Source organism: Buttiauxella sp. 3AFRM03 (genome assembly GCF_003675305.1).
GTDB classification, from domain to species: domain Bacteria; phylum Pseudomonadota; class Gammaproteobacteria; order Enterobacterales; family Enterobacteriaceae; genus Buttiauxella; species Buttiauxella ferragutiae.
Map to the genome: position 1 here is coordinate 2,792,143 of NZ_CP033076.1, position 24,942 is coordinate 2,817,084.

Consider the following 24,942-nt stretch of genomic DNA (forward strand, 5'->3'; position numbering starts at 1 on the left):
TTCCTGCGAGGTGTTACGCAAAGCGTAAAAATTAAGCCGGCTTGCACCGGCTTTGGGGGACTAGATCAGGCGACGAGCTGCTTCCACGACGATTTTCACCGCATGGCTTTCAGTTTTCTTCATGGTTTCAGCGTTCGGGATCTCTTGCTGAGTACGGTTTACAATCACACCAGCAACCATACCCGCACGCAAGCCCTGGCTTGCACACATGGTCAGAAGGGTCGCAGATTCCATCTCGTAGTTCATCACGCCCATCTGCTGCCATTCTTCCATGGAGCCTTTGTAGCGGTTAACAACGCGGCCTGAGAAGGTGTCGTAGCGTTCCTGACCCGGGTAGAAGGTATCAGAAGATGCCGTCACGCCAATGTGCGTGGTCGCGCCGATAGATTTCGCGGCTTCAACCAGTGCGGTGGTACAAGCAAAATCTGCAACTGCCGGGAATTCCATTGGTGCAAAGTGCAGGCTGGCACCGTCAAGGCGCACAGACGCGGTGGTCACCAGAACATCACCAACATTAATATGCGGCTGAATAGCGCCTGTCGTCCCGATACGCAGGAAGGTACGAATACCCAGTTGTGCCAGTTCTTCCACAGCGATTGAAGTAGACGGGCCGCCGATACCGGTAGAGCACACGATAACTGGCTTGCCGTCTAATTCCGCACGCCAGGTAGTAAATTCACGGTGGGCAGCCAGTTTGACCGGCTTGTCCATCAGCACAGCGATTTTTTCAACTCGCTCAGGATCGCCCGGGACGATGGCAAGTGTTGCCCCCTGCAGATCACTTTTGGTTAGGCCGAGGTGAAAAACATCAGACTTGGACATAACAGAACTCCTGCGTTGAATAGATTGGCTTGCGCCTCAAGAAGGTACTTTACAGAACCCCTGCAAAAAATTTCGTGACGCATTTCACTTTGAATGAAACAAATTACATCAATTTCATATTTTTTGGTGACTCCTGTCACATTTAAGCGTGCTACCTGTTCCTTTTTCAGACAGCGAAAACATTTTAGTCTGGAGATTAGCCTAAATAAATCCTGGCTATAGTTATCGCACTGCGCTAATCAAAAAGGAGAATGCTAATGAAAGAAGAACAAGCCACAGGTCATTTGCCGGGCGGGAATTTTGCGCCAGCGACCTCCCCACCTGCTTCAACAGTACTGCATACCCCAGATGACGCAATTCAGGCCGGGGAAACCTCGATTCCCACCCGGGGCGAGAATATGCCCGCTTATCACGCCCGCCCAAAAGACGCGGCAAGTTCTTTGCCTATCGTAATTGTGGTGCAGGAAATTTTCGGTGTGCATGAACATATTCGCGACATTTGCCGCCGTCTGGCGCTGGAAGGGTATCTCGCCATCGCGCCAGAGCTTTATTTCCGTCAGGGCGATCCTAATGAGTATGCCGACATTCCAACTTTATTCAGCGGGCTGGTATCCAAAGTACCTGATGCACAAGTGCTGGCCGACCTCGATCATGTCGCCAATTGGGCGGCTCGTAACGGCGGTGATGCTCATCGCCTGATGATGACTGGCTTTTGCTGGGGCGGACGGATTACCTGGCTGTACGCCGCGCATAATCCTCAATTAAAAGCAGCGGTAGCGTGGTACGGCAAGCTGGTCGGCGAAAAGTCGTTAAATTCACCGCATTACCCTGTAGACGTTGCCATTAATTTGAACGCGCCGGTTTTGGGATTGTATGGCGCAGAAGATACCAGTATTCCGCCTGAAACTGTGGAGACCATGCGTCATGCGCTGCGCGCCGCAAATGCCAACGCAGAAATCATTGTTTACCCGGAAGCGGGCCATGCGTTCAATGCTGACTACCGCCCGAGCTATCATGAAGAGTCCGCAAAAGATGGCTGGCAACGCATGTTGCAGTGGTTCGTACGCTATGGTGCGAAGAAGTAACGAATACGACCCTGGCCATGGTCAGGGTATTAACCAAAGGAGGGATGAAGGAAATAGCGTAAATGAGATAAACAACATGTCACTCTGATTAGAATAATAAATAGAAAACTACATTCCCGCCATGACAATACATACCATCCACCAATGAATTATCACTTAATTATATGAATATTTCATTGTTGATAATTCATTTATAAAAATGTTGCATCTCAATATTATCGGGAACAAAATAAAAACATTAAAGTTTGTGGGTGGTATTGCAATTTTGTTAAGTGCACCAATAGTTCTTACAACATTTTTTATTATTGCAATAGGTATCAGTCTAAATGTAGGGTTAAATACGTTAGATAACGAAATGGGTTTATCTGCCAGCCTAAAAGAAAAACTTCGCATTGCACTCGAACAAGAACAGCGAATAAAGGAATGGAATAGCCAACATACGTCGCTATTTTTCAATCTATTCTCTAATGCATCGAGCTAAAAAATGAGTAAAGAGACTATTTTACATTGGATTATTATTAAGTTCGCTAATGTAGCATTGCTGCTTTCAGCATCAGCTTTATTGTATTTTATTGTTTATTCCGTACCAATGAATGATCTACACTCACTGTATATACAAGGTGATATTATCTTTACCATGCTAAATCCATCACTTGTGTAGGCACAATCCCCCTTTGTATCTATTTTATATTTTTATCCCTGCGAGTATTTTTTGCTAAAGGAGTTGCACCACCAACAAAGCAAACATTTATTGGTACTATTTGGGGGGGATTTAGTGTTTTCACATTTCTTATATTTTTAATTATCGCATTCCTGCTCCCTATATGGTTGATGTTCTCACCTTATAGCAACTGCCCTCAGGAAAGACTCGGCGCCTATTATGTTACCGATTTAGAACTCTGTAAGACCATCGACCCGAGAAACTGGAAAATCGAAAAAATAAACCAGGGTTGACGATGGTGATCGGAGCAGGAATATCAATAATTGGCTGAGTCGACGGTATGTACGAATACCCTCTCCCTGAGGGAGAGGGTTAGGGTGAGGGCAAAAAATCAAGCGCTACGCAGGTTCTGTGCCGCTTTTACCATGTTTGCCAACGCCTGGCGGGTTTCCGGCCAGCCGCGGGTTTTCAGCCCGCAGTCCGGGTTCACCCACAAGCGCTCAGCCGGAACAGACTCTGCCGCTTTCTTCAGCAATGCTTCAATCCATTCCACACTTGGCACGTTTGGCGAGTGGATGTCATACACGCCCGGCCCAATTTCGTTCGGGTATTCGAACTCTTTAAACGATTCCAGCAAGTCCATATCGGAACGTGAGGTTTCGATAGTGATCACGTCTGCATCCAGCGCCGCAATGGAATCCATGATGTCGTTGAACTCGCAGTAACACATGTGAGTGTGGATCTGCGTGTCGTCGCGCACTACGGCGGCATTCAGGCGGAAGGCTTCCACGCCCCATTCCAGATACGCCTGCCAGTCGGACTGGCGCAGCGGTAAACCTTCGCGCAGTGCGGGTTCGTCAATCTGGATGATGCCGATACCTGCAGCTTCCAGGTCTGCCACTTCGTCACGCAGCGCTAAGGCGATTTGTTTGGCGATGGTTTCACGGCTCACGTCTTCGCGGGGGAATGACCAGCAAAGAATGGTGACCGGGCCAGTTAGCATGCCTTTCACTGGTTTGTCGGTCAGGGATTGCGCGTACTTCGCCCATTCCACCGTGATAGCTTCCGGGCGGCTGATGTCACCAATAACAACCGGTGATTTCACGCAGCGAGAACCGTAGCTTTGCACCCAACCGTTTTGGGTAAACACGAAGCCGTCGAGGTGTTCGCCGAAATATTCCACCATGTCGTTACGCTCGGCTTCACCGTGAACCAGCACGTCCAGACCTAAACGTTCCTGCTCAGCAACAGCCTGTTTGATGTGTTCAGCAATACCGGTGCGGTAGTTGTTGGCGTCCAGATTGCCTTTTTTGAAATCGAGGCGTAGGCCACGGATTTCAGTGGTTTGCGGGAACGAACCGATCGTCGTTGTCGGCCAGGCTGGCAGATTGAAGCGCTGACGCTGAGCCTGAGCACGAACGGTGTAGTCGTTCTGGCGTTGGCTGTCTTGCGCAGTGATCGTCGCCAGGCGCTGTTCTACTGCCGCATTATGTACGCGTTGTGAATGACGGCGAGCCTGAATCGGCGCACTCCACTCAACCAGTTTTTCTGTGTTACCGCTGTTCAGCGCGTCAGTCAGCAAAGACAATTCGGCACATTTTTGCAGAGCGAAGGCAAACCAGCTTTTCACTTCCGCATCCAAACGCGTTTCAACGCTCAGGTCGATTGGGCTGTGCAGCAGTGAGCAAGAAGAGGCAACCCACAGATCACGTTTACCAACCAGGTCTTTAAGCTGCGCATATTTCTCAATCAAATCCGCACGCCAGACGTTGCGGCCATTAATCACGCCGGCTGACAGCAGCCAGCCAGCAGGCAATTGCTGATGCAGCGCGTTGATGTCGTCTTTGCCATGCACGAAGTCAACGTGCAAACCCTGCACAGGCAGCGCGGTGATGGTATTCAGGTTTGGCGTCACGCCTTCAAAATAGGTGGTTAGCAGCAGCTTAACGTTGCCAGCCAGCGCGTCGTAAGCCGGTTTGAAAGCATCCAGCCAAACTTGCGGTAACTCCAGCACCAGCGCTGGTTCGTCAATTTGCACCCATTCGATACCGCGTTTTGCCAGTTCAGCCAGCACCTGCTGGTAAACCGGAAGAATATCTTTCAGCAGGCTCAGGCGGTCGAACTGCTTGCCTTTCACTTTACCCAACCACAGATAAGTGACCGGGCCAAGCAGCACAGGTTTCACGTTGTGGCCGAGTGCCAGCGCTTCGTCGACTTCATCCAGAAGCTGCGTCCAGGTCAGTTTGAACTGCTGGCCTTGGGTGAATTCCGGAACCATGTAGTGGTAGTTGGTGTTAAACCATTTGGTCATTTCAGCGGCTGCGGCAGGTTCACCCGTTGGCGCACGGCCACGGCCCAGGCGGAACAGGGTATCGAGACTGACGCTGCCGTCCGCGTTCTGATGACGAGCCGGCACATTGCCAAGCAGCAAGCTGGTGGTCAGAACGTGATCGTACCAGGCGAAGTCGCCTACAGGCAGTAATTCCACACCCGCTTCTTTTTGTTGTTCCCAGTGGCGGGCACGCAGTTCGCGGCCCACCGCCAGTAATTCTTCCTGAGTGGAGTTGCCCGCCCAGTAACTTTCTTGTGCTTTTTTCAGTTCGCGACGCAGGCCAACACGGGGGAAGCCGAGGGTGTGATTAAGTATTGTCATTTTATGCCCCTTGATGAATTTTCAGATTTAGCCATCCAGATGTTTACACCGCTATCTTGCAAAGGTACTGTATAATCCTCAAGCGCAATTTGCTCATGCCGAAGTGAAGGACATTCATGATCGAGATCAAACACCTGCGGACGCTACAGGCGTTACGAAATTGCGGCTCTTTAGCCGCCGCCGCCGCCGCGTTGCATCAAACCCAATCGGCGCTTTCTCATCAGTTCAGCGATCTGGAGCAGCGCCTTGGGTTCCGCTTGTTTGTTCGTAAAAGCCAGCCACTGCGCTTTACTCCGCAGGGCGAAGTGCTGTTACAACTGGCTGAACAGGTGCTGCCACAAATAAGCCGTGCCCTTCAGGCTTGTAACGAACCACATCAGACTACGCTGCGAATCGCCATCGAATGCCATAGCTGTATTCAGTGGCTGACACCGGCGCTGGAGAACTTCCACAAGAGCTGGCCGCTGGTGGATTTGGATTTCAAATCAGGCGTGACGTTTGACCCACAGCCTGCTTTGCAGCAGAGCGAACTGGATATCGTTTTAACCTCGGACATTCTGCCGCGCAGTGGCCTGCACTATTCGCCGATGTTTGATTATGAAGTGCGCCTGGTGCTGGCCACGGATCACTCGCTGGCGAACAAAACGCGTATTGAGCCTGAAGATTTGAGCAGCGAAACGTTGTTGATTTACCCGGTGCAGCGCCAACGTCTGGATATCTGGCGCCATTTCTTGCAACCGGCTGGAGTTAGCCCATCGCTGAAGAGTGTCGATAACACATTGTTATTGATTCAGATGGTATCAGCACGCATGGGCATTGCCGCACTGCCGCATTGGGTGGTGGAGAATGTTGAACGCCAGGGTTTGGTGGTGACCAAAACCCTGGGCGAGGGATTGTGGAGCCGGTTGTATGCCGCCGTGCGCGATGGCGAACAGCGCCAACCCGCTACGGAAGCGTTTATTCGCTCGACGCGTTCACACGCTTGCGAGCATCTGCCGTTTGTGCGGAACGCGGAGCGACCCAACGGCGATGCACCCATAGCGAAGCCATTATCACCGTCCCACCAATAATGAAACTCGGCCAGTGGGGTTGCTCTTGCCAGATGGCGAGGTTAACCAGCAGCCCTGCCGGAACATGCACGTTGTTCATGATGCCGAGTGTCCCCGCATCCACTTGAGTCGCGCCATAGTTCCACATGAAGTAACCCAGCCCAGATGCCACCACGCCGAGCCATATCAGGATGCCCCATTGCAGATGGGTCGTTGGGAGCTTTTGTGGGTTCCCCAGCGCAAACCATGCCGTCACCGCCACCATAAAAGCGCCAAGATAAAACCATGAAAATGCGCAGTGCTGCGGCATCGGGCGCGTTTCCATCAGGCGTTTGTAGCCGACCATACCTATGGCGAAACAGATGTTTGCCGCCTGTACCAAAAGCAGGCCAATCCAGAAGTGATCGCTGACTTTGTCATAGCGAATAATCGCCGCACCTATCACCGCCAGTCCTGCACTCAATGCATATCCCCAGCGCAATTTATTACCGCTTATCAAATCGTAAATCAGCGTGACATACAGCGGCGTCATCACCGTAAACAGCAGGAATTCCGAAACGGTGAGGTAGAGATAAGCCTGGAAGCTAAACAGGTACATCACACCAAGTTGCAGCGCACCCACCAGCATATAAAGCAGCAGTGTTTTCACGCTGTAGCCTTTAAAACGCAGGAACGGCAAGAACACTAACGCCGCAAGCCCGACGCGCATCAGCACGGAAAAATAGCTGTCGACATGCCCGGCAAGGTATTCGCCAATCAGGCTAAAAGAGAAGGCCCACAGAATGGTGGTGATGATGAGTAACGGCACGATGAAGTCTCTACAACAGGCAATTTATTCACCATTGTAGCGAAGGGTATGACGCGGAGTTGAATTATTTGGTTGACGAGTGGTGATTAATTCACCACTCGTTTTTCACGAATTAATCTTTACCGAGGAACATTTTACGCAGGTAATGTGGAACGGCGTTATCCGCGTTGGTACCAATCACTTCCAGCTCTGACAACAAGTCTTTCAGGCGCTGGTGAGCGTTGCCCATGATGCAGCCTTTACCCGCCATGCTGAGCATTTCAGCGTCGTTCATGCCGTCGCCAAAAGCGATGCACTCTTTCAGGCTATAACCCATCGCTTTGGATACCGCTTCCAGTGCGTGGCCTTTCGATACGCCACCCGCCATCACTTCCAGGCAAGTCAGGGTTGAGAAACTCACGTTGACGCGGTCACCCCAACGGGCAATTAACGCTTGCTCAAGCGGCAGCAGTTTTTCGTGCGAATCGCAGGTAAAGAACACTTTGCTGACGCCATCGGATTCCAGCAAACCAGGTTCAAACAGGCTGTAATTGAACACCGCTTCTTTAAAATATTTCATCTCTTCCGGGCGGTGGCGGTTCATAAACCACTGGTCGCCACGGTAGACGTTGGTCACGATATCTTGATTGGTATGCACCACACCAAACAGATCATGAGCGATGTCGGTATCAAGGTCGTGGCTGAACACCAGGTTGCCGTCTGTATCGTGAACGCGCGCACCGTTTGAGGTGATCATGTAGGCTTTGATTTCGAGGTTGTCGCGGATTTGCCCGACATCAATATGGTGACGACCGGTCGCGAAAACGAAGTGAACGCCTTCAGCGGTGAGCAGTTTCAGCGTTTCTTTAGCATACGGGGTCAGAAGGTGGTCGGGGGACAGCAACGTGCCATCTAAGTCAGACGCAACGACATGGTACATAGGATTAGTAAACCTCTGGTGAAGAAAATTAACGATGCCGATCAAAAAACGCGATGATGGCATTCAGCGCTTCGGTTCGCATATCGTCCTTTTCGAACAGGATCTCATGATACGCACCGTTTATGACGTAAGGTGTTTCCCCCTCACAAGGGTTGCCCGCCGCAGCTCGAAGTTCACAGAATTGGTCATGCGCGCGGTTATCAACAACGCGTTCCTCTTCTGCTTGCAGGATAAATATCGGCGTGGTGATAGCAGTGGCTCCCGCTAAAACCTGTTCTCCTGCGAGTATCCCTTCTCTTACCCAGTGATTCGTTGGCCCACCCAACCGCAATGCTGGCTCATCAGCATAAAAACGCAGATTGCGGCGGTAACGTTCACGGCTATGGGTCAGGACATTAACGCTAAATGGTAATGCGCGCCAGCGGCCAGTTCCGATTGCATAACCCTCGCGAATACGTTGATGGCCTTCCGCCCAATCAAGAATATGGCGCACCATCCAGTCAGGCCAGCGCAAGGCGATACCAAACATCGGTGCACACAGCGCAACGGCATCAAAGCATTGTGAATTTTTTTCAAGCCACAGGGTGATGATTGCCCCGCCCATAGAGTGCGCTAAAGCGTAGCGTTTTCTCCACGGGCCATTGGCGACTTCGTGCCGATAAAAGCGGTCAAAGTCGTCAACATAGTCGCTAAACTTCGCCACGTGCCCGCGATGTGAATCCGATAGCATTCGCCCGGATCGCCCTTGGCCACGGTGGTCGATAATTAAAACGTCGAACCCACAGTGGAACAAGTCATAAGCCAGTTCAGCGTATTTTACGTAGCTTTCGATACGCCCAGGGCAAACCACAATCACTCTGTCATGATCCTGCGCGCGAAAGCGTACGTAGCGTACCGGCACTTCATCGACGCCTGAAAATTCACACTCTTCGCGCTGCCGCCAGAAGTCCATCAGTGGACCGGTGGTGAAAGCTGCAAAGGCGCTTTCCCTGTTTGACCATCCATTTTTATGCTGAGTCATATCGCTTTTTTGTGATTCGTAGCACGCTCATCAACAATAGCGTATTGTGGCATAAAAGTGTTCTTTCAGGGAATTTCACATGAGTGTTGAGTGGTGGTTTACCTATCTCGTGACCACAATAATCCTGAGTCTTTCCCCCGGTTCTGGGGCGATTAATACCATGACTACCGCCATCAGCCACGGCTATCGCGGCGCGGCTGCGTCCATTGCCGGGCTGCAAACCGGCCTGGCGATTCATATCGTGTTGGTGGGGATTGGACTGGGCGCTATTTTTTCGCACTCGCTGCTGGCATTTGAAATATTGAAATGGGCGGGTGCCGCTTACCTTGTCTGGCTGGGTATTCAGCAATGGCGTGCCGCAGGGGCGATTGATTTAAATACGCTCGCCACCAGCCAGCCACGTAGCCGCCTGTTTAAACGGGCGGTTTTTGTGAATCTCACCAACCCTAAAAGCATTGTCTTTCTCGCGGCACTTTTCCCGCAATTTATCGCACCAAATCAGCCGCAAGCGGCGCAGTATTTAATACTCGGCGTCACCACGGTGGTGGTCGATATTATTGTGATGATTGGCTATGCGGGGCTTGCGACACGCATTGCGGGCTGGATTAAAGGGCCACGTCAGATGAAAGCGTTGAACCGCGTGTTTGGTTCGCTGTTTATGTTGGTTGGCGCACTCCTCGCCTCAGCACGCCAGTAATACCCGTCATACTTCAAGTTGCAGGGGTGTTGGCTGCAACTCGAATTATTTTGGGTATACAAGGAAGGATTAGCGGGAAATAATCAGGTGGATGCCGAATCCGGCAAACAATGCACCGGCAACACCATCAATCCACTTCGCAAGGCGCTGATAACCCCGGCGCATTTGCGGCAGTGCGAACAAGCTGGCAACGATGGTAAACCAGGCGAAAGTTTCCAGCGCAATCATCACAAATAATCCCCAACGCTCAGCGCTTCCTACATCATTGCTAACAAACAGCGAGAACACGCTCCCGAAGTAAATAATAGCTTTAGGATTCGACAGGTTGGTGAGCAGACCTTTCAGGAAGCTGCGCCCGCCATGTGCTAATTCGACCGCTGGCAATTCCTGGGTGACCTTTTCTTTCTTCAGTGCGCTACGCAGCATCTGATAGCCCATCCAGCACAAATACAAGCCACCACCAATCATGATGATGTTATGCAGCCAGGCCATTTTTTCGAGGATCAGGTTAAGGCCGAGCAGCGCCACACCTGACCAGACCATCACACCACCGGTAATACCCAGCACGCCCATCATCGCTTCTTTACGGGAACGGCTCACCGCGGTCTGCGAAACAAAAAAGAAATCCGGGCCGGGAGTGACCAGCGCAACTATATGCAATACCGCTACGGTCAGAAAAAGCGTCAACATAGGAAATAACTCGCTGGATTATTATTTTGGAGAATAACTATACGAGTTGCAGCCAGGGCTGGCTACTACTCATCTTCGCCGTCGACATGGCTACGAATAAGTGCCATAAACTCGCGCCCAAAGCGTTCAAGCTTCCGCGTACCCACACCGTTCACACCCAGCATTTCACCCGGCGAGAGCGGCATTTGCTCGGCCATTTCAATCAATGTGGCATCGTTGAATACCACGTATGGCGGGATGTTTTCTTCATCGGCAATGGCTTTGCGCAGTTTACGCAGCTTGGCAAACAGCTTGCGGTCGTAGTTGCCACCGAACACTTTCGGGCTGGATTTCGATTTGATGGCCACAACGCGAGGCACTGCGAGCATTAAAGGTTCTTCACCGCGTAAAAATGGACGAGCGGCTTCGGTTAACTGCAACGCAGAGTGTTGAGCAATGTTTTGCGTCACCACACCAAGGTGAATCAACTGACGAATAACGCTAACCCAGTGCTCGTGCGTATGGTCGCGCCCTTCGCCGTAGATCTTGAGTTTATCGTGCCCATATTCGCGAATACGCTGGTTATTCGCCCCGCGCAGCACTTCGACTACATACCCCATGCCGAAGCGCTGACCGACACGATAGATACAGGATAGTGCTTTTTGCGCGTCCATCAGCCCGTCGTAACGGCGCGGTGGATCGAGGCAAATATCGCAGTTGCTGCAAGACTGCTGGCGACCTTCGCCAAAGTAATTCAGCAGTACCAGGCGGCGGCAGGTTTGCGCTTCAGCAAACGCGCCCATCGCATTCAGTTTATGGCGCTCGATGTCCTGCAATTGCCCGACGGGTTTTTCTTCGAGGCATTTACGCAGCCAGGCCATATCAGCCGGATCGTAAAATAGCATCGCTTCCGCAGGCAGGCCGTCACGCCCGGCGCGGCCCGTTTCCTGATAATAGGATTCAATATTACGTGGTATGTCGAAGTGCGCGACAAAACGGACGTTGGGCTTGTTGATGCCCATACCGAATGCCACGGTAGCGACCACGATTTGCAGATCATCACGCTGGAATTTTTCTTGCACTTCAGCACGCACCTGGTGTTCAAGCCCGGCGTGATACGCACCAGCGCTGATCCCTTTGCTTTGCAGGCGTGCGGCGGTGTCTTCGACTTTTGCGCGGCTATTACAGTAAATAATGCCGGATTTCCCGCGCTGTTCTTGCACGTAACGCATCAGTTGATCGATAGGCTTAAACTTCTCCATCAGCATGTAGCGAATATTTGGGCGGTCAAAACTGCTAATTTCGATATACGGATCTTGCAGACCTAACAGGCGAACAATATCAGCACGTGTGGTGTCGTCTGCTGTAGCGGTGAGGGCAATAAACGGCACCGTCGGCAGGCGCTGGCGCAATTGGCCCAGTGCGGCATATTCCGGGCGAAAATCGTGGCCCCACTGCGAAATGCAGTGCGCTTCATCGACCGCCACCATCGACAAGTGCCAGTGGCTGATTTGCTCGATGAAGTTATCCATCATCAACCGCTCTGGTGCGATGTAAAGCAGGCGAATCTGCCCGGTGCGGCAACCGGCGAGCACGTCTTGTTGCTGCTCGCGGCTTTGTGTGGAGTTAAGACAGGCCGCCGCAACGCCGTTTGCCAGCAGTTGATCGACCTGATCTTTCATCAGGGAAATCAGCGGGGAAACCACCACGGTCAACCCGCCGAATACCAGGGCCGGGATTTGATAGCACAGAGATTTGCCACCGCCGGTCGGCATGACAACCAGGCAATCGCGCCCTTCCAGCACCGTTTCGATGATGGTTTCCTGACCCGGGCGGAACTGTTGATAGCCAAAGGTATCTTGCAAAACCTGTCTGGCCAGCACTGCCTGATTAATTACTTCCGCCTGTGTCACGCTTTCCCCACCACAAAAACCGCCGAATTTTTAGAACAGATCGTTAAGCATAACGCCGACACCGAAGCGTGTCTGGTTAAAGTTGTAATCAATTAATGACTCGCCGTAGCCACTATAAAGTTGGGTATAGAGGCGAACGTGCTTAGTGACCGGATAACTAAAGCCAAATTCCGCGCCGCCGTAACCGGTATTCCAGTTGTACTGGCCTTTCATACTCAGGATCGCATCACCAAATTGATAACCAACGCGCAACTGGTAGTAGCCCATGTATTTGGTGATATCCGGGTTGTCGTCGGTGTCGCCGATGACATACCACGGTTTCACTTCAACCATCCAGTTACCATTTTCAGCCATCAGGCGCGTGTATAAACGGTTCCAGCTACGGGAAGTCGGGTCAGAGCGACCGTTGGAATCGTGATTATAACCAAACTCCACGTCACGTAATGTCCAGCCCGCAAAGGATTCATCGGTCGCGAAACCGAGGAAAACCTGCGGTTCGTAGTTAGTTTCGCGGAAAGGTGAAGACTCGCCGCTGTTCGATAACTGCCACCAGGATTTCTGGGTATAGGACGCACCTAATACCGAGTTTGAGCCGAGAATACCGCGCCAGATAGGGAACGCGAGGCTAAGCTGGAATTTTACTTCATCCTTTCTGGCGTTATCAGACCAGTTGTAACTTTTGATCGCTTCTTTATTGAGGTCATCTGTCACCGTATAAATTAAATAGTTGGTTTCATACGGATACAGTGTGAACGGATTATCGTGCTCCAGCAGCATGTTAGCGATGATACTGCCGCGAACAGCAGGTTTATCATGCACTTCTTTAATCGTGGCTTCCTGTGCGTAAGCCGTCATTGGCAACAGACTGGCAGCCAATAGCCATCCCAGAAACATGCGCATCGGCAATATTCTCCTGAACAAAAAGGTTTCAAATTATTTTCTCGGACACATTCTACATAGATATGGATGCGCAAGCTCTGTCTACATTTCTTAAAGTGGCAATCAACGATTCCGAAGCATAAAATAAACAATTGGTTAACATTATGATTTTGTTTTGATCGAGGATGATCCATGTCTACCGCATTTCTGACCCCTGAAGCCGCCTTGCAACTGGTCGGTGAGATTTTTGTTTATCACATGCCGTTTAACCGCGCGCTGGGTCTGGAGCTTATACGCTATGAGAAAGACTACGCTGAGCTGTGCTTTAATAATCAACCCATGATGGTCGGGAATTGGGCGCAAAGCATCCTGCATGGCGGGGTGATTGCCTCTTCACTGGATGTCGCGGCAGGCCTGGTTTGCGTCGGCAGTACGCTCACGCGCCACGACAGCATTAACGAAGAAGAACTGCGTCAACGCCTGTCGAAAATGGGCACCATTGATTTGCGCGTCGATTATTTACGTCCGGGACGTGGGCAACGCTTTACCGCCAGCAGCAGCCTGCTACGTGCCGGGAATAAGGTGGCGGTTGCCCGTGTGGAGTTACACAACGAAGATAAGCTACATATCGCCAGCGCCACGGCGACCTACATGGTGGGGTGAGAAGATAAATCCTGTTACTATTTGCACACTATTTTTCTCAGAGTTTATTTCATGGATGCGAAACAAACCCGCCAGGGCGTGATTCTTGCACTTATCGCGTATTTTATTTGGGGCATTGCACCCGCCTATTTCAAACTGATCCAGGATGTACCGGCTGATGAAATCCTCACTCATCGCATCATCTGGTCTTTCTTCTTTATGGTGGCGCTGATAAGCATTAGCCGCCAGTGGCCGCAGGTGAAAAAATCCTGTCAGAACCGTAAAAAGGTGCTGGCGATGGCGGTTTCTGCGGTGCTAATTGGCGGCAACTGGCTGCTGTATATCTGGGCGGTGAATAATCATCACATGCTGGAAGCCAGCCTCGGCTACTTCATCAACCCGCTGGTTAACGTGGTGCTGGGGATGATTTTCCTTGGTGAGCGTTTCCGTCGCATGCAGTGGGTCGCCGTGGCACTGGCGGCCTGTGGGGTTTTAGTTCAGCTTTGGACGTTTGGCTCGCTGCCAATTATCGCACTTGGTCTGGCGTTCAGCTTCGCATTTTACGGGCTGGTGCGTAAGAAAATTGCCGTGGATGCGCAAACCGGAATGTTGGTGGAAACGCTGTGGTTGCTGCCGATTGCCGCCATCTATTTGTTTGGCATCGCAGACAGTTCGACCAGCCATATGGGGCAAAACTCACTGTCGCTGAACTTACTGCTGATTGCCGCGGGCGTGGTAACAACGATCCCATTGCTGTGTTTCACCGCTGCGGCAACGCGCCTGCGCCTCTCGACGCTGGGTTTCTTCCAGTACATTGGCCCGACGCTAATGTTCCTGCTGGCGGTAACGTTCTACGGTGAAGTAATAGGCAAAGATAAGTTGCTGACCTTTGGGTTTATTTGGGCGGCACTGGCGTTGTTTATTCTTGATGCGGTTTATACCCAGCGTAAGCTGCGCAAAATAGCCTAACGGTGGATGACGCTGTCGCTTATCCACCCTACGATCAAATGGTTTTGTAGGCCGGGTAAGCGCAGCGCCACCCGACAATTTCACAACCAGTTCTTGCGCTTGAAGTAAAGATACGGTGCCAGGCCCGCGAGAATCATCACGATAATCGCCGCCGGGTAACCGAAGCTCAGTTTCAACTCAGGCATAAACTCGAAGTTCATCCCGTAGCTGGATGCCACAAGCGTTGGCGGCAGGAAAACGACCGATACCACCGAGAAGATCTTGATGATGCGGTTCTGCTCGATGTTGATAAAGCCCATCGCCGCCTGCATCAGGAAGTTCACCTTCTGGAACAGCGATTCGTTGTGTGGCAGCAGGGATTCGATATCGCGCAGGATTTCACGCGCCTGCTCAAGCTGGCCGCTCGGCAAACGCGCTTTACGCACCAGGAAGTTCAGGGCGCGTTGGGTATCCATCAGACACAAACGGACTTTCCAGCCGATATCTTCCAGCTCTGCGAGTGTGGAAAGTGCGGCGTCGTATTCATCGCCCTGGTGCCCTTCCATAATCACGCGGCTGAGTTTTTCCAGATCGCTATAGATGTTTTCGATTTCGTCTGCCAGCTGTTCGATTTTGGTTTCAAACAGGTCGAGCAGTAGTTCGTAAGCATTGCCGTCCACCATGCTCTGGCTACGGGCGCGCATGCGATAAAGGCGAAACGCCGGTAATTCACGTTCGCGTAGCGTAAACAGGCGGCCTTCACGAATGGTAAATGCCACGGTGCTGTTGCCCGCGTGATCGTCGGCATCTTCGTAAAAGAAGAATGAGTGAATGTGCAGGCCGTCTTCGTCTTCAAAGAAACGAGCGGATGCTTCGATGTCTTCCAGTTCCGGGCGGGTTGCCAGGCTTTGACCAAGTTCCGTTTGCACGCGCTGACGCTCGCTCTCTTCAGGCTCGACCAAATCAACCCAAACAGAATTGCTCAGGTTATCGGTCTCATCTAATTCAAGACGGGACAGACGATTGTTTTCCAGTTGAAATGCGCTCAGCATGACCGGTACTCCCAATGCAAAAAATATCAGGGACAGTTCGGTTGGCACACAGACAGAAACTAACGAGGTTTCAGACCATTAAAAAGTCTGACTCATTGCGACGGGATATACGAGATATGAGGTCGCCGACAACCACTAAGGCTATCAGCATACGAGGATAGCCTTAGAAGTTGTACCTGGATGACAGGTTATTGAGCCAGTATTTACTGGGTGTGTCCAAGGCGAGTGTCCTCTTAGCGTAATCGTGCGCGCATGTTACGCCAGCAAAAATATGGCGTCAACACGCAACGGGACACCATAGGCTAATAAACTAAGGTGATATTTATAAGGTAGCAAAAGCGTGAAAAACGATGAGTTATTTCGCTAACTTACACCGTTTCCAGTCGCGCATAAGCGGCGACTAACCACTTAATCCCTTGCCCAGGGAATGCCACCTGGATTCGGCTATGTTCACCACTGCCTTCAAGGTTAACGACCGTCCCTTCACCAAATTTGGCATGGCGCACACGCTGCCCGAGGGTAAAGCCAGAATCATTTTCAGAGATTGGCGTGCCCATGCGTTTATGGCTGACCGGGCGGCTGATGCTGGCTCGCAGGCGAACTTCTTCTACGCAGTTTTCTGGCAGTTCACCAACGAAGCGTGACGGGCGGTGATAAACCTCTTTGCCATACAGGCGGCGGGTTTCAGCGTAGGTCAGTGTGAGTTTTTGCATTGCACGCGTCACGCCAACGTACGCCAGGCGGCGTTCTTCTTCCAGGCGGCCACCTTCATCCAGCGACATCTGACTTGGGAACATGCCTTCTTCCATGCCGACGATAAACACTTGCGGGAATTCCAGCCCTTTCGCCGAGTGCAGCGTCATCAATTGCACCGCATCTTGCCAGGTATCGGCTTGCCCTTCGCCGGCTTCAAGTGCTGCATGAGACAAGAATGCCTGCAACGGCATCAAGTCTTCATCTTCATCCTGATAGCTGAACTGGCGCGTTGCCGTGACCAGTTCTTCTAAGTTTTCGATGCGCGTCTGGCCTTTCTCGCCCTTTTCCTGCTCGTACATCATCATCAAACCCGAGTCTTTAATCACCCGATCGGTTTGGACGTGCAGCGGCATATCGATGGTTTCGTGTGCCAGCGCGTCGATAAGCTCCATAAAGCGTTGCAGAGCAGAAGCAGCACGCCCCGCCAGCGCTTTTTCCTGCAGCAACAAACGGCAGGCTTGCCACATTGTCAGTTGCTGGTCGCGCGACGTTTGGCGCACCACGTCTAATGTGCGGTCACCGATGCCACGCGTTGGCGTGTTAACCACGCGTTCAAACGCCGCATCGTCGTTACGGTTGGCAATCAGGCGCAGATAGGAGAGCGCATCTTTGATTTCCTGGCGTTCGAAGAAGCGCATGCCGCCATAGATACGGTATGGCATACCGACCTGTAATAACGCCTCTTCCAGTACACGCGACTGGGCGTTACTGCGATAGAGAATCGCACAGTGCTCAAGCGCACCGCCGCTTTCCTGCCACGTTTTGATGCGGTTAACCACAAAACGCGCTTCGTCTAATTCGTTAAATGCGCAATACAGTGAGATCGGCTCACCGTCACTGCCATCCGTCCATAGCTCTTTACCCAGACGACCAGAGTTGTTGGCTATCAGGGCGTTGGCAGCATTCAGAATGTTGTTGGTCGAGCGGTAGTTTTGTTCAAGGCGAATGGTTTGTGCGCCAGGAAAGTCGGTCAGAAAACGTTGGATGTTTTCAACTTGCGCGCCGCGCCAGCCGTAGATTGACTGGTCATCGTCACCGACGATCATCACTTTGCCCGTTTCACCCGCCAGCATGCGAATCCACGCATACTGGATGCTGTTGGTATCCTGGAATTCATCCACCAGAATGTTGGTAAAGCGCTCGCGGTAGTGGTTAAGAATGTGTGGTTTGTTCAGCCACAATTCATGCGCGCGCAGCAGCAGCTCGGCAAAATCCAGCAAACCCGCACGATCGCACGCTTCCTGATAAGCCTGGTAAATTTTTTGCCAGGTTTGCTCAACCGGATTGCCGTAACTTTCAATGTGATGAGGGCGTAAACCTTCGTCTTTTTTGCCGTTGATAAACCACATCGCCTGGCGTGCAGGCCACTGTTTGTCATCGAGATTCATGGCTTTGATCAGGCGCTTTAACAAACGCAGCTGATCTTCGCTATCGAGGATTTGGAAATCCTGCGGTAGGTTGGCATCCATGTGATGCGCGCGCAGTAAGCGGTGCGCAAGACCGTGGAAAGTCCCGACCCACATGCCGCCCTGGCTGGTGCCCATCAACTGGCCGATACGGTGGCGCATTTCTGCTGCCGCTTTGTTGGTAAACGTCACCGCCATAATGGAGTACGGCGAGCAATTTTCGACGCTAATCAACCAGGCGATACGGTGCACCAATACGCGTGTCTTACCACTGCCCGCCCCGGCCAACACTAGCATGTTGCTTCGCGTGGCTGCGACGGCTTCGCGCTGTTTGTCATTGAGGCTGTCGAGCAGGTAAGAAACGTCCATTGGCACCGCCGTTGAGGAGATAAAAATATACTGGAATTTTATACAGACTTGTTGATTATATCAGCGCGGTGAGGGATGCCAACTGCGAAATTTCCAGATGTGGTAATAAGCGGCTGTCATCTATCTGCATCAGGTCGCCATCACGCAGGTTTATCCAGCACGCCTGCATCCCGCAACGAACGGCTCCGGCGACGTCTGTCGTCAGGTCATCGCCAACATGCAGAATATGAGCAAGCGGCACATCCAGCTTCTCTGCCGCCAGGTGATACATGTCGTTAAATGGTTTGGAGCGGCCATGTGGGCCAGCGCGTAACACAAACTTAAAGTAATGATCGAGACCAAAAAGATGCGGTTCGGCGTTACCGTTGGTGATCGCCACCAGCGGCCACTTTTCAGCGAGTTTCGCTAATGTATCGTGCGTTTCTTGCGGTACGTCGATTTGGCTGCGCCAGTGGGCGAAATTCGCCATACAAGCCAGTGCGCCAGCGGCAGCTTCATCTGCTGACAAGCCCGCGTCCAGCATGGCTTGTTCAACTGCACGGCGGCGCCATTCGGTCACATCGTGATAAATATCCGGCTCTGCAAGCCGCAGCGCATGACGGATGCGCAAAAAATCAGGGCGTTGAAGATGGTTAAGCTTTGGATGGTAATTCTGCACAAAGCTCATTGATTCACGTTCGGTACGTTCAATCACCGCGCGGTTGTCGTACAACGTGTCGTCGAGATCAAATGTGAGCGCGGCAATAGTCCCTAACGGGCGATAAAAGTGCATTACGATTTCCCTCGTTTAGCGCGTGGATGCGCAGCATCATACACTGTGGCTAAGTGCTGGAAGTCGAGATGGGTATAGATTTGTGTGGTCGAAAGGTTGGCGTGGCCCAATAATTCCTGCACACCACGCAAATCCCCACTGGATTCCAGCATATGCGTGGCGAACGAATGACGCAGTTTGTGCGGATGCACGTGGCTGTTCAGCCCCTGTTTTATTCCCCACTCGCTAAAGCGTTTCTGGACGTTGCGCGTCGAGATACGCTTCCCTTGTTTAGAGAGAAATAGCGCGTCGTCGTCCGGGCCAAAAAGCTCGCGCAGATCGAGCCAGTGCTCAACCCAGCTAACAGCGGATTTCCCCACCGGCACGCGTCGTTCTTTGCTGCCTTTACCAATCACCCAGACTTCGCCCGTGGTGAGGTCGATATGGCGACAATCCATATTAACCAGCTCTGAAAGGCGCAGACCCGCGCCGTACATCACTTCCAGCATGGCGCGGTCACGCACCGCAAGCGGATCGTTGATATCGATATCCAGCAGACGGCTAACGTCATCAACATCGATATTTTTGGGTAGATGGCGGCCAGCTTTCGGCGTGGTTATCCCTTTTGCGGGATTGGCTTTGAGTTCGCCCTGGCTGACACACCAGTCGAAGAAACTGCGCAGTGCGGAAAGACGTAATGCGAGGCTTGATGGGCCGAGGCCAGCCTTGCGGCTGCGAACCGTGATTGAACGCACCGCTGCGGCGTCACACTGTTGCCAGGTACTCATTTTCATCTCGCCCGCCAGAGCGATTATTGCACTGAGCTGGCGGCCATAATTGAGAAGTGTCAGCGGGCTTAACTGGCGCTCTACTTTCAGGTAGCGCAGGAAACCATCGACTAAAGATTGCAGCGGAGAGGCCGTCATACTCGTTCGACCCAGCGCTCCAGCAAGTCTGGCAACATCAGCGCCAGTTCATGAAGGAGTTGTGTACCTTGTCCATCCTGATAATGTTGAGGATCGCGACTACTGAAAACCAGCACGCCTAAATCCGCATCGCTGCCCATCAAAGAAACAGCAACCGAACCGATAGCTTTAGCCTGCGGTAAAACAACCAGTAATTCAGGGCCATTTAGCGGCCCGAGATAATGTTGCCTGTCGCCCAGACGCTGAATACGCAACGGCTCGAAAGCCTGTCGATTCAGCGCCAGATGAGTGAAATCAGAAGGGGCACCAATCCGCCAGCGATCGGCAAAAAGACGCACATTTGCGCCCGCGAGGCCCATTTCACGCGCCCAACGGTGCAGACGATTCAACATTTCCTGCAAACTGGTGGCGGAGGCCAGCCGGCCTTGCAACTTCAGTAAGCGGTAAAACAGCCCTTCGTTGGCACTCGCCTGCTCCATCAGCAGGGTCATGTTTTCCTCAAGAAAATTGATGTGGTTACGGCTACGCGCCATATGCCATTCAACCAACGAAACGGTGCCACGAACCGGGTGTGGCACCTGCATTTGTTCTACATGCTGAGCGTTCCGAATAAAGAAATCAGGATGACGCAGCAGATATTCCGCCACCATACGGTCATCCAGTTCCAGTACGGCTTCTTGCTGTTCCTCGGCGTTCTTCATAGATGTATAAATCCATCATAGACGTGGGCCGCCGGACCGGTCATAAACAGCGGAGTTCCCGGCCCTTTCCAGGCGATATCAAGACGGCCACCAGGCAGCTCTACGCGAACCTGTTCCGCAAGTATTCCTTGCAAGATACCCACAGCAACTGCGCCGCAAGCGCCACTGCCACAAGCTTGTGTTTCTCCGGCACCACGTTCATACACACGCAGGCGGATATGTTCTTTGGTGACAACCTGCATAAAACCGATGTTCGCTCGCTCCGGGAAACGTTCATGGTTTTCCATCACTGGCCCCAGAGTTTCCACGGCCGCTGTCGTCACATCATCGACTTGAATAACGCAATGCGGGTTACCCATCGATACGACGCCGCACATAATGGTTTGTTCGGCAGCACGCATAATATAGGTCTTTTCTGCTTTGTTTGCGCGGAACGGTACGGTAGAGGGTTCGAAATTCGGCTCACCCATATTTACGCACACCAGTTCGTCTTCAGTCACACTGAGAACCATGCGGCCATTGGCGGTGCTGACGCGAATATCGCGTTTGTTAGTCAACCCTTTCAGGCGCACAAATCGCGCGAAACAACGAGCACCATTACCACATTGGGAAACTTCGCTGCCATCGGCATTGAAAATACGGTAATGGAAATCGAGATCAGGATCATAAGGCGGTTCAACCACTAGCAACTGATCAAACCCTACTCCCAAATGCCTGTCAGCCAGACGGCGAATCAGCTCCGGGGAGAAATAGACGTTTTGAGTCACCGCGTCGACGACCATAAAGTCATTACCGAGGCCATGCATCTTCGAAAACTGCATCTTCTGCTCCATATACGCGGCTACTTATCAATAGTTTGCTAGTAGGCAACCTGAGTCGGTGCGTTATCCGTACCACGGTTATTTCGGTCTGGGGTCGCCGGTTGCTGCTGTTTTACAGGAGTGACCTGGCTCGTGGGTTTGGTTGTGCCATCGGCAGGTGGAAAGTACAGAGGACCTTTAAGACCGCAGCCAGAAAGACTGAAAAGTGCCAGCATAAATGCCAGTGGGCAGAAAATTTTCTTCATTATTGAGATGCCTGTAATCCAATATTCTGCCTTCTATCATCGCAGGTGATCCCTGAAAAGCAATACTCTTTTCTCTTCGCGACTGTTGCTATACTGCCGTGAAGACGAACAACTGAGAAACAGATATGAATGACAGTGAATTTCATCGCCTGGCCGACGGTCTGTGGTCAACAATCGAAGAACGCCTGGATGACTGGGATGGTGACAGCGATATTGACTGTGAAATCAACGGTGGCGTACTGAGCCTGAGTTTTGAGAACCGCAGCAAGATTATTATTAATCGCCAGGAGCCTTTGCATCAGGTCTGGCTGGCAACCAAAAACGGCGGTTACCATTTTAATTTGCAGGGCGATAAGTGGATTTGCGATCGCAGCGGCGCTGAATTTTGGGCGTTGCTGGAAGAAGCTTGCACGCAGCAAGCGGGCGAGCCTGTGAGTTTTAGCTAGCTGTTGCTGTACTGCTGAAGCAGCGGCGTATTGCTGTCGTCATGATTAGCTGGCGTCGCTGCTGTAATAGCCTGGTTGCGGAACGGAATAACCTGCGAGCGCCCCTCTACTTTCACAATCTGATAGAACTGCGGCAAGTTGAAGTTGATAAAGCTTGAACCATAGGTAAAGCGATCGTGTGACGAAGAGTAGAAACGGCTCACGTCACGCACTAAATCTTCTTTGCTTCCTTCGCAGTGGTGGTAAACCTCTGCGCGGTTACTTTCATCAAGAATATAGATATTGAAGCCGTGGTCCTCACTCGCTTCTTCAAAGAAGAACTGAATGATCCCTTCACTGGCAAACCCATCGACCACTGACGGTAGCTGAACCTGGTTGGTTTCAACCTGCACTGACAGGCCATGAAGTTTGTTGTGCGAAATCGCGCCGTAGAATTCGACTGCATTCTCCAGTTTTTGCACTGAAACGCTCAGGCGCTCGAAGAACAGCCCCCACGTTTGGCCAGAAATACGCAGCGCTTTAAAGCGCCCAGGCTCCTGGCGAGTGCTCGATAAACGGAAGTCGATGCATTCCGAAACCAGTTGCTGAACACGCGTGCGAATAAGCCCACGCAGATGCTGGCTATAGCAGAATACTTCCACGCTATCTGGTGGCGCAGCATCCTGGTGCATTTTGCCCAGAATGGTTTTCAGCGCCTCAATCATCGATTGCTCACCGTTAAAATGCAGGGTACGCACTTCATTCCAGGAGTTGCGATAAAGCAAGTCAACGCTGCCCACCAGACACTGCTGCTGCTGCCCGAAACTGAACACATCCAGCTTACGGAAATCGAAATGCACGACTTGGTTGCGGAATGCCGCCGTCGGGTCGTATTCGAGGTTCACAATAATTGCCAGATGGCGAATTTCACATGGGCTGTACAACGCTTTCGCGCTTGGCGCAGGCAAACGCAACGGGAAGTGGTGCGAAACGTCAGCCACCATCTCCTGAAGTTTTGGCAAATCGCAAATACCGTTGCCCTTAATAAACAGACGGGTGCGGGAAGTCAGCAGGCCATTAAAGTAGGCCCAGGCCACCAGCTTATTAAGATAACGGTTATATTCCAGCGGTTGATGGCTGACGATGGAATCCATGTTTGGTGCACGGTTGTAGAGATACCAGCCTGAACGGTTAGCACGGCCTGGCGGCACATGAATAAAGGTCAGGTTCGGTTCTGACAAATCAGGGGAGATCTGCGGGTTAACCAGCGTGACTTTGCCTGGCAGCGCTTCAAACGCGGCATACAATTTACGGGTCAACACCCCGATATCTTGCGGGCTTGCGCTGACGCTCAGGTTATTACGGCGCGCGAAACGAATCAGGTTGCGATAGCTTTGCATCATCGCATCAAGCAACTCGTTGTGTGCATCCCGAACCTGGTCAATTTTCCAGTTAGCGCGGTTATCCAGCATCGCCAGACGTGGCTCGTCCCAACCCCAGTCTTTGACCAGTTGGCTCAGGACTTCACGACGCCAGCCTACGCAGGCGCGTTCACGGGAAAGTTTTTCGCACACTTTGAGATAGAAGCAACGGCGAACTAAATCCAGACGTGCGGTATCTTCTATTTGCGTGAGGTAGTGAGTCACACGCTCCAGCATCATGCAGTAAGGATCAAGCCCAAAGGAGACTATCTCGCCATCATGCAAACGCTGCTTAATGTCTTTTGCCAATAAACGAGTGTTCGGGTATTCCCAGGAATAAGCTTCCAGCAACAGTGTTTTCAGCACCGCTTTATAAGGGGAGTCGATACTTTTATAAAGCTGCCACAGGCTGGCACCAAAGTACTCTTCGGCCGAAAGGGTGCTTAAACCACCGAGATCGAGCCACTCGTTTGGCGTGAGCACACCCTGCGAGTAGAGGCTCATCACGTAATCGTCGTAATGATCTTCTTCATCACCCGGAACCATACTCCAGAGAATACGTTTCCCGGCCAGGCGCACTGCGGTGCGGTAGAATTCATCAAGCAGCAAGATGTGTTGTGTTGAACCACAGTCTTCGCCGCCCAGGCTACCACTTTCGTTGTGGCGGAAGCGGTTTTCGTCAATCAGGAAGAAGCTGACTTCAACGCCTAAAGAGGCGGCCCAGCTTTCCAGTACGCTACATTTACGTTGCAGCAACTGGCGCTCGTCGTTATCGAGCCATGACTGGTGACAAACCCAAATATCCAGATCGGAAGAACAGCTTTGCCCAACGGACGATGTGCTGCCCATTGAATAGAGGCCAGTGATCGGTAATTCGCCAGATTCGGTTTTCTGCGGCGGCATGCCGCGCATCAATTCGAGTTCGTTGAGGTAGTGGCGTTGGGTTTCATCAGGCGTGTAAATGCAAATGCCGTGTGGAACGTTACCGTCAAGGTAACCTGGCATCAGCGGGTGATGATAATGTAGCAATGTTGGCAGAAGACTGTAGACCTGTTGAAAAGCAGGCCCCATGGCAGCAAGTGCGCGATCTACACGCAGTTGGTTAATGGCATCCAGTCTCTGTTTAAGAGTCTCAATATAGAGGTACAAGACATATCGCCTGATGGTTTCAGTATTTCGAAAAAACCCGTTTCCCGGTTGTTGCCTCTATTATAAACGACAAGGCAAAGAATTGCTGGAAACGTGATCAATTTAACACCTTGCTGGTTGACCGTAAAGAAAGATGCGCTACGCGCCAAGTTCC

At 51.8% G+C, this 24,942-nt stretch carries 23 protein-coding genes; 6 read left to right on the plus strand and 17 right to left on the minus strand.

From position 1 onward, the window contains the following. Positions 1-60 precede the first annotated feature (60 nt). Positions 61-822, minus strand: coding sequence for a uridine phosphorylase (udp, locus tag D8682_RS14505; RefSeq protein WP_034492150.1), 762 nt, complete (start codon positions 820-822; stop codon positions 61-63). A gap of 257 nt (positions 823-1,079) precedes the next feature. On the opposite strand from udp, the gene D8682_RS14510 reads away from it, so the two are divergent. Beyond that, positions 1,080-1,907 (plus strand): dienelactone hydrolase family protein, encoded by an 828-nt coding sequence (locus D8682_RS14510; RefSeq protein WP_121814566.1) that lies wholly within the window; start codon positions 1,080-1,082, stop codon positions 1,905-1,907. Positions 1,908-2,959: 1,052 nt separating this feature from the next. Here D8682_RS14510 and metE read toward each other — a convergent pair. Beyond that, positions 2,960-5,221, minus strand: a complete 2,262-nt coding sequence (gene metE / locus D8682_RS14520) for a 5-methyltetrahydropteroyltriglutamate--homocysteine S-methyltransferase (RefSeq protein ID WP_121814567.1) — start codon at positions 5,219-5,221, stop codon at positions 2,960-2,962. A 116-nt stretch (positions 5,222-5,337) separates the two neighbouring features. On the opposite strand from metE, the gene metR reads away from it, so the two are divergent. Next, positions 5,338-6,291, plus strand: a complete 954-nt coding sequence (gene metR / locus D8682_RS14525; protein WP_064541480.1) for an HTH-type transcriptional regulator MetR — start codon at positions 5,338-5,340, stop codon at positions 6,289-6,291. Here metR and D8682_RS14530 read toward each other — a convergent pair. From D8682_RS14530 to pldB, 3 genes are all read right to left on the minus strand, one after another. Beyond that, complete coding sequence (locus D8682_RS14530) at positions 6,179-7,078, minus strand: carboxylate/amino acid/amine transporter (protein ID WP_121814568.1); 900 nt, start codon at positions 7,076-7,078, stop codon at positions 6,179-6,181. The two genes, metR and D8682_RS14530, sit on opposite strands and share 113 nt — an antisense overlap. A 112-nt stretch (positions 7,079-7,190) precedes the next feature. Then, positions 7,191-7,997, minus strand: coding sequence for a sugar/pyridoxal phosphate phosphatase YigL (yigL, locus tag D8682_RS14535; protein WP_121814569.1), 807 nt, complete (start codon positions 7,995-7,997; stop codon positions 7,191-7,193). Between the two features lie 28 nt (positions 7,998-8,025). Then, positions 8,026-9,018, minus strand: coding sequence for a lysophospholipase L2 (pldB, locus tag D8682_RS14540; RefSeq protein WP_121814570.1), 993 nt, complete (start codon positions 9,016-9,018; stop codon positions 8,026-8,028). A gap of 79 nt (positions 9,019-9,097) precedes the next feature. Between pldB and rhtB the strand changes: the two genes are divergently transcribed. Then, positions 9,098-9,715, plus strand: a complete 618-nt coding sequence (gene rhtB / locus D8682_RS14545; RefSeq protein ID WP_121814571.1) for a homoserine/homoserine lactone efflux protein — start codon at positions 9,098-9,100, stop codon at positions 9,713-9,715. Positions 9,716-9,784: 69 nt separating this feature from the next. On the opposite strand, the gene rhtC is transcribed toward rhtB, so the two are convergent. The 3 genes from rhtC to pldA all read right to left on the minus strand — a co-directional run bounded on the left by rhtC (position 9,785) and on the right by pldA (position 13,197). After that, entirely contained in the window at positions 9,785-10,405 is a 621-nt protein-coding gene (rhtC, locus tag D8682_RS14550; protein ID WP_064541498.1) for a threonine export protein RhtC, read from the minus strand. Positions 10,406-10,470: 65 nt separating this feature from the next. Then, positions 10,471-12,297, minus strand: a complete 1,827-nt coding sequence (gene recQ, locus D8682_RS14555; RefSeq protein ID WP_121814572.1) for an ATP-dependent DNA helicase RecQ — start codon at positions 12,295-12,297, stop codon at positions 10,471-10,473. A 30-nt stretch (positions 12,298-12,327) separates the two neighbouring features. Beyond that, the gene (gene pldA / locus D8682_RS14560) at positions 12,328-13,197 is read right to left on the minus strand and encodes a phospholipase A (RefSeq protein WP_064541503.1); all 870 of its coding nucleotides are present in this window, start codon (positions 13,195-13,197) and stop codon (positions 12,328-12,330) included. Positions 13,198-13,368: 171 nt separating this feature from the next. Between pldA and D8682_RS14565 the strand changes: the two genes are divergently transcribed. Next, a complete protein-coding gene (locus D8682_RS14565) occupies positions 13,369-13,839 on the plus strand; it encodes a thioesterase family protein (RefSeq protein WP_064541505.1) in 471 nt (156 codons plus the stop codon). Positions 13,840-13,890: 51 nt separating this feature from the next. Beyond that, positions 13,891-14,787 carry an EamA family transporter RarD gene (gene rarD / locus D8682_RS14570; protein ID WP_064541508.1) on the plus strand — a complete coding sequence of 299 codons (897 nt, stop codon included), beginning with the start codon at positions 13,891-13,893 and terminating at the stop codon, positions 14,785-14,787. Between the two features lie 80 nt (positions 14,788-14,867). On the opposite strand, the gene corA is transcribed toward rarD, so the two are convergent. From corA to D8682_RS14605, 8 genes are all read right to left on the minus strand, one after another. After that, complete coding sequence (gene corA / locus D8682_RS14575; protein ID WP_064541513.1) at positions 14,868-15,818, minus strand: magnesium/cobalt transporter CorA; 951 nt, start codon at positions 15,816-15,818, stop codon at positions 14,868-14,870. A gap of 163 nt (positions 15,819-15,981) precedes the next feature. Then, positions 15,982-16,038 carry a YsgD/CorL family protein gene (gene ysgD, locus D8682_RS27455; protein WP_367597360.1) on the minus strand — a complete coding sequence of 19 codons (57 nt, stop codon included), beginning with the start codon at positions 16,036-16,038 and terminating at the stop codon, positions 15,982-15,984. 148 nt (positions 16,039-16,186) lie between these two features. Further along, on the minus strand, positions 16,187-18,349 hold the full coding sequence (gene uvrD / locus D8682_RS14580; protein WP_064541517.1) for a DNA helicase II: 2,163 nt from the start codon (positions 18,347-18,349) through the stop codon (positions 16,187-16,189). Between the two features lie 55 nt (positions 18,350-18,404). Beyond that, positions 18,405-19,121: a 5-amino-6-(5-phospho-D-ribitylamino)uracil phosphatase YigB gene (gene yigB, locus D8682_RS14585; RefSeq protein ID WP_121814573.1), complete on the minus strand. Its 717-nt coding sequence runs from the start codon at positions 19,119-19,121 to the stop codon at positions 18,405-18,407. Further along, the gene (xerC, locus tag D8682_RS14590; RefSeq protein WP_064541522.1) at positions 19,121-20,026 is read right to left on the minus strand and encodes a tyrosine recombinase XerC; all 906 of its coding nucleotides are present in this window, start codon (positions 20,024-20,026) and stop codon (positions 19,121-19,123) included. Before xerC ends, yigB begins: the two co-directional genes overlap by 1 nt. Then, positions 20,023-20,727, minus strand: coding sequence for a DUF484 domain-containing protein (locus D8682_RS14595; RefSeq protein ID WP_064541525.1), 705 nt, complete (start codon positions 20,725-20,727; stop codon positions 20,023-20,025). Before D8682_RS14595 ends, xerC begins: the two co-directional genes overlap by 4 nt. Then, positions 20,724-21,548, minus strand: coding sequence for a diaminopimelate epimerase (gene dapF, locus D8682_RS14600; RefSeq protein WP_121814574.1), 825 nt, complete (start codon positions 21,546-21,548; stop codon positions 20,724-20,726). Before dapF ends, D8682_RS14595 begins: the two co-directional genes overlap by 4 nt. A 38-nt stretch (positions 21,549-21,586) precedes the next feature. Beyond that, complete coding sequence (locus D8682_RS14605; protein ID WP_121814575.1) at positions 21,587-21,793, minus strand: lipoprotein; 207 nt, start codon at positions 21,791-21,793, stop codon at positions 21,587-21,589. Positions 21,794-21,918: 125 nt separating this feature from the next. On the opposite strand from D8682_RS14605, the gene cyaY reads away from it, so the two are divergent. Then, positions 21,919-22,239 carry an iron donor protein CyaY gene (gene cyaY, locus D8682_RS14610; RefSeq protein WP_064541534.1) on the plus strand — a complete coding sequence of 107 codons (321 nt, stop codon included), beginning with the start codon at positions 21,919-21,921 and terminating at the stop codon, positions 22,237-22,239. On the opposite strand, the gene cyaA is transcribed toward cyaY, so the two are convergent. Beyond that, the gene (gene cyaA, locus D8682_RS14615; RefSeq protein ID WP_121814576.1) at positions 22,236-24,788 is read right to left on the minus strand and encodes a class I adenylate cyclase; all 2,553 of its coding nucleotides are present in this window, start codon (positions 24,786-24,788) and stop codon (positions 22,236-22,238) included. The genes cyaY and cyaA overlap by 4 nt on opposite strands. Positions 24,789-24,942: the final 154 nt, after the last annotated feature.

Excerpts from the sequence above, each read along its gene's own strand:
- udp (WP_034492150.1), bottom strand. The coding sequence starts at position 822 with ATGTCCAAGTCTGATGTTTTTCACCTCGGCCTAACCAAAAGTGATCTG.
- D8682_RS14510 (WP_121814566.1), top strand. The coding sequence starts at position 1,080 with ATGAAAGAAGAACAAGCCACAGGTCATTTGCCGGGCGGGAATTTTGCG.
- metE (WP_121814567.1), bottom strand. The coding sequence starts at position 5,221 with ATGACAATACTTAATCACACCCTCGGCTTCCCCCGTGTTGGCCTGCGT.
- metR (WP_064541480.1), top strand. The coding sequence starts at position 5,338 with ATGATCGAGATCAAACACCTGCGGACGCTACAGGCGTTACGAAATTGC.
- yigL (WP_121814569.1), bottom strand. The coding sequence starts at position 7,997 with ATGTACCATGTCGTTGCGTCTGACTTAGATGGCACGTTGCTGTCCCCC.
- pldB (WP_121814570.1), bottom strand. The coding sequence starts at position 9,018 with ATGACTCAGCATAAAAATGGATGGTCAAACAGGGAAAGCGCCTTTGCA.
- rhtB (WP_121814571.1), top strand. The coding sequence starts at position 9,098 with ATGAGTGTTGAGTGGTGGTTTACCTATCTCGTGACCACAATAATCCTG.
- rhtC (WP_064541498.1), bottom strand. The coding sequence starts at position 10,405 with ATGTTGACGCTTTTTCTGACCGTAGCGGTATTGCATATAGTTGCGCTG.
- pldA (WP_064541503.1), bottom strand. The coding sequence starts at position 13,197 with ATGCGCATGTTTCTGGGATGGCTATTGGCTGCCAGTCTGTTGCCAATG.
- D8682_RS14565 (WP_064541505.1), top strand. The coding sequence starts at position 13,369 with ATGTCTACCGCATTTCTGACCCCTGAAGCCGCCTTGCAACTGGTCGGT.
- rarD (WP_064541508.1), top strand. The coding sequence starts at position 13,891 with ATGGATGCGAAACAAACCCGCCAGGGCGTGATTCTTGCACTTATCGCG.
- corA (WP_064541513.1), bottom strand. The coding sequence starts at position 15,818 with ATGCTGAGCGCATTTCAACTGGAAAACAATCGTCTGTCCCGTCTTGAA.
- uvrD (WP_064541517.1), bottom strand. The coding sequence starts at position 18,349 with ATGGACGTTTCTTACCTGCTCGACAGCCTCAATGACAAACAGCGCGAA.
- yigB (WP_121814573.1), bottom strand. The coding sequence starts at position 19,121 with ATGCACTTTTATCGCCCGTTAGGGACTATTGCCGCGCTCACATTTGAT.
- xerC (WP_064541522.1), bottom strand. The coding sequence starts at position 20,026 with ATGACGGCCTCTCCGCTGCAATCTTTAGTCGATGGTTTCCTGCGCTAC.
- D8682_RS14595 (WP_064541525.1), bottom strand. The coding sequence starts at position 20,727 with ATGAAGAACGCCGAGGAACAGCAAGAAGCCGTACTGGAACTGGATGAC.
- dapF (WP_121814574.1), bottom strand. The coding sequence starts at position 21,548 with ATGCAGTTTTCGAAGATGCATGGCCTCGGTAATGACTTTATGGTCGTC.
- D8682_RS14605 (WP_121814575.1), bottom strand. The coding sequence starts at position 21,793 with ATGAAGAAAATTTTCTGCCCACTGGCATTTATGCTGGCACTTTTCAGT.
- cyaY (WP_064541534.1), top strand. The coding sequence starts at position 21,919 with ATGAATGACAGTGAATTTCATCGCCTGGCCGACGGTCTGTGGTCAACA.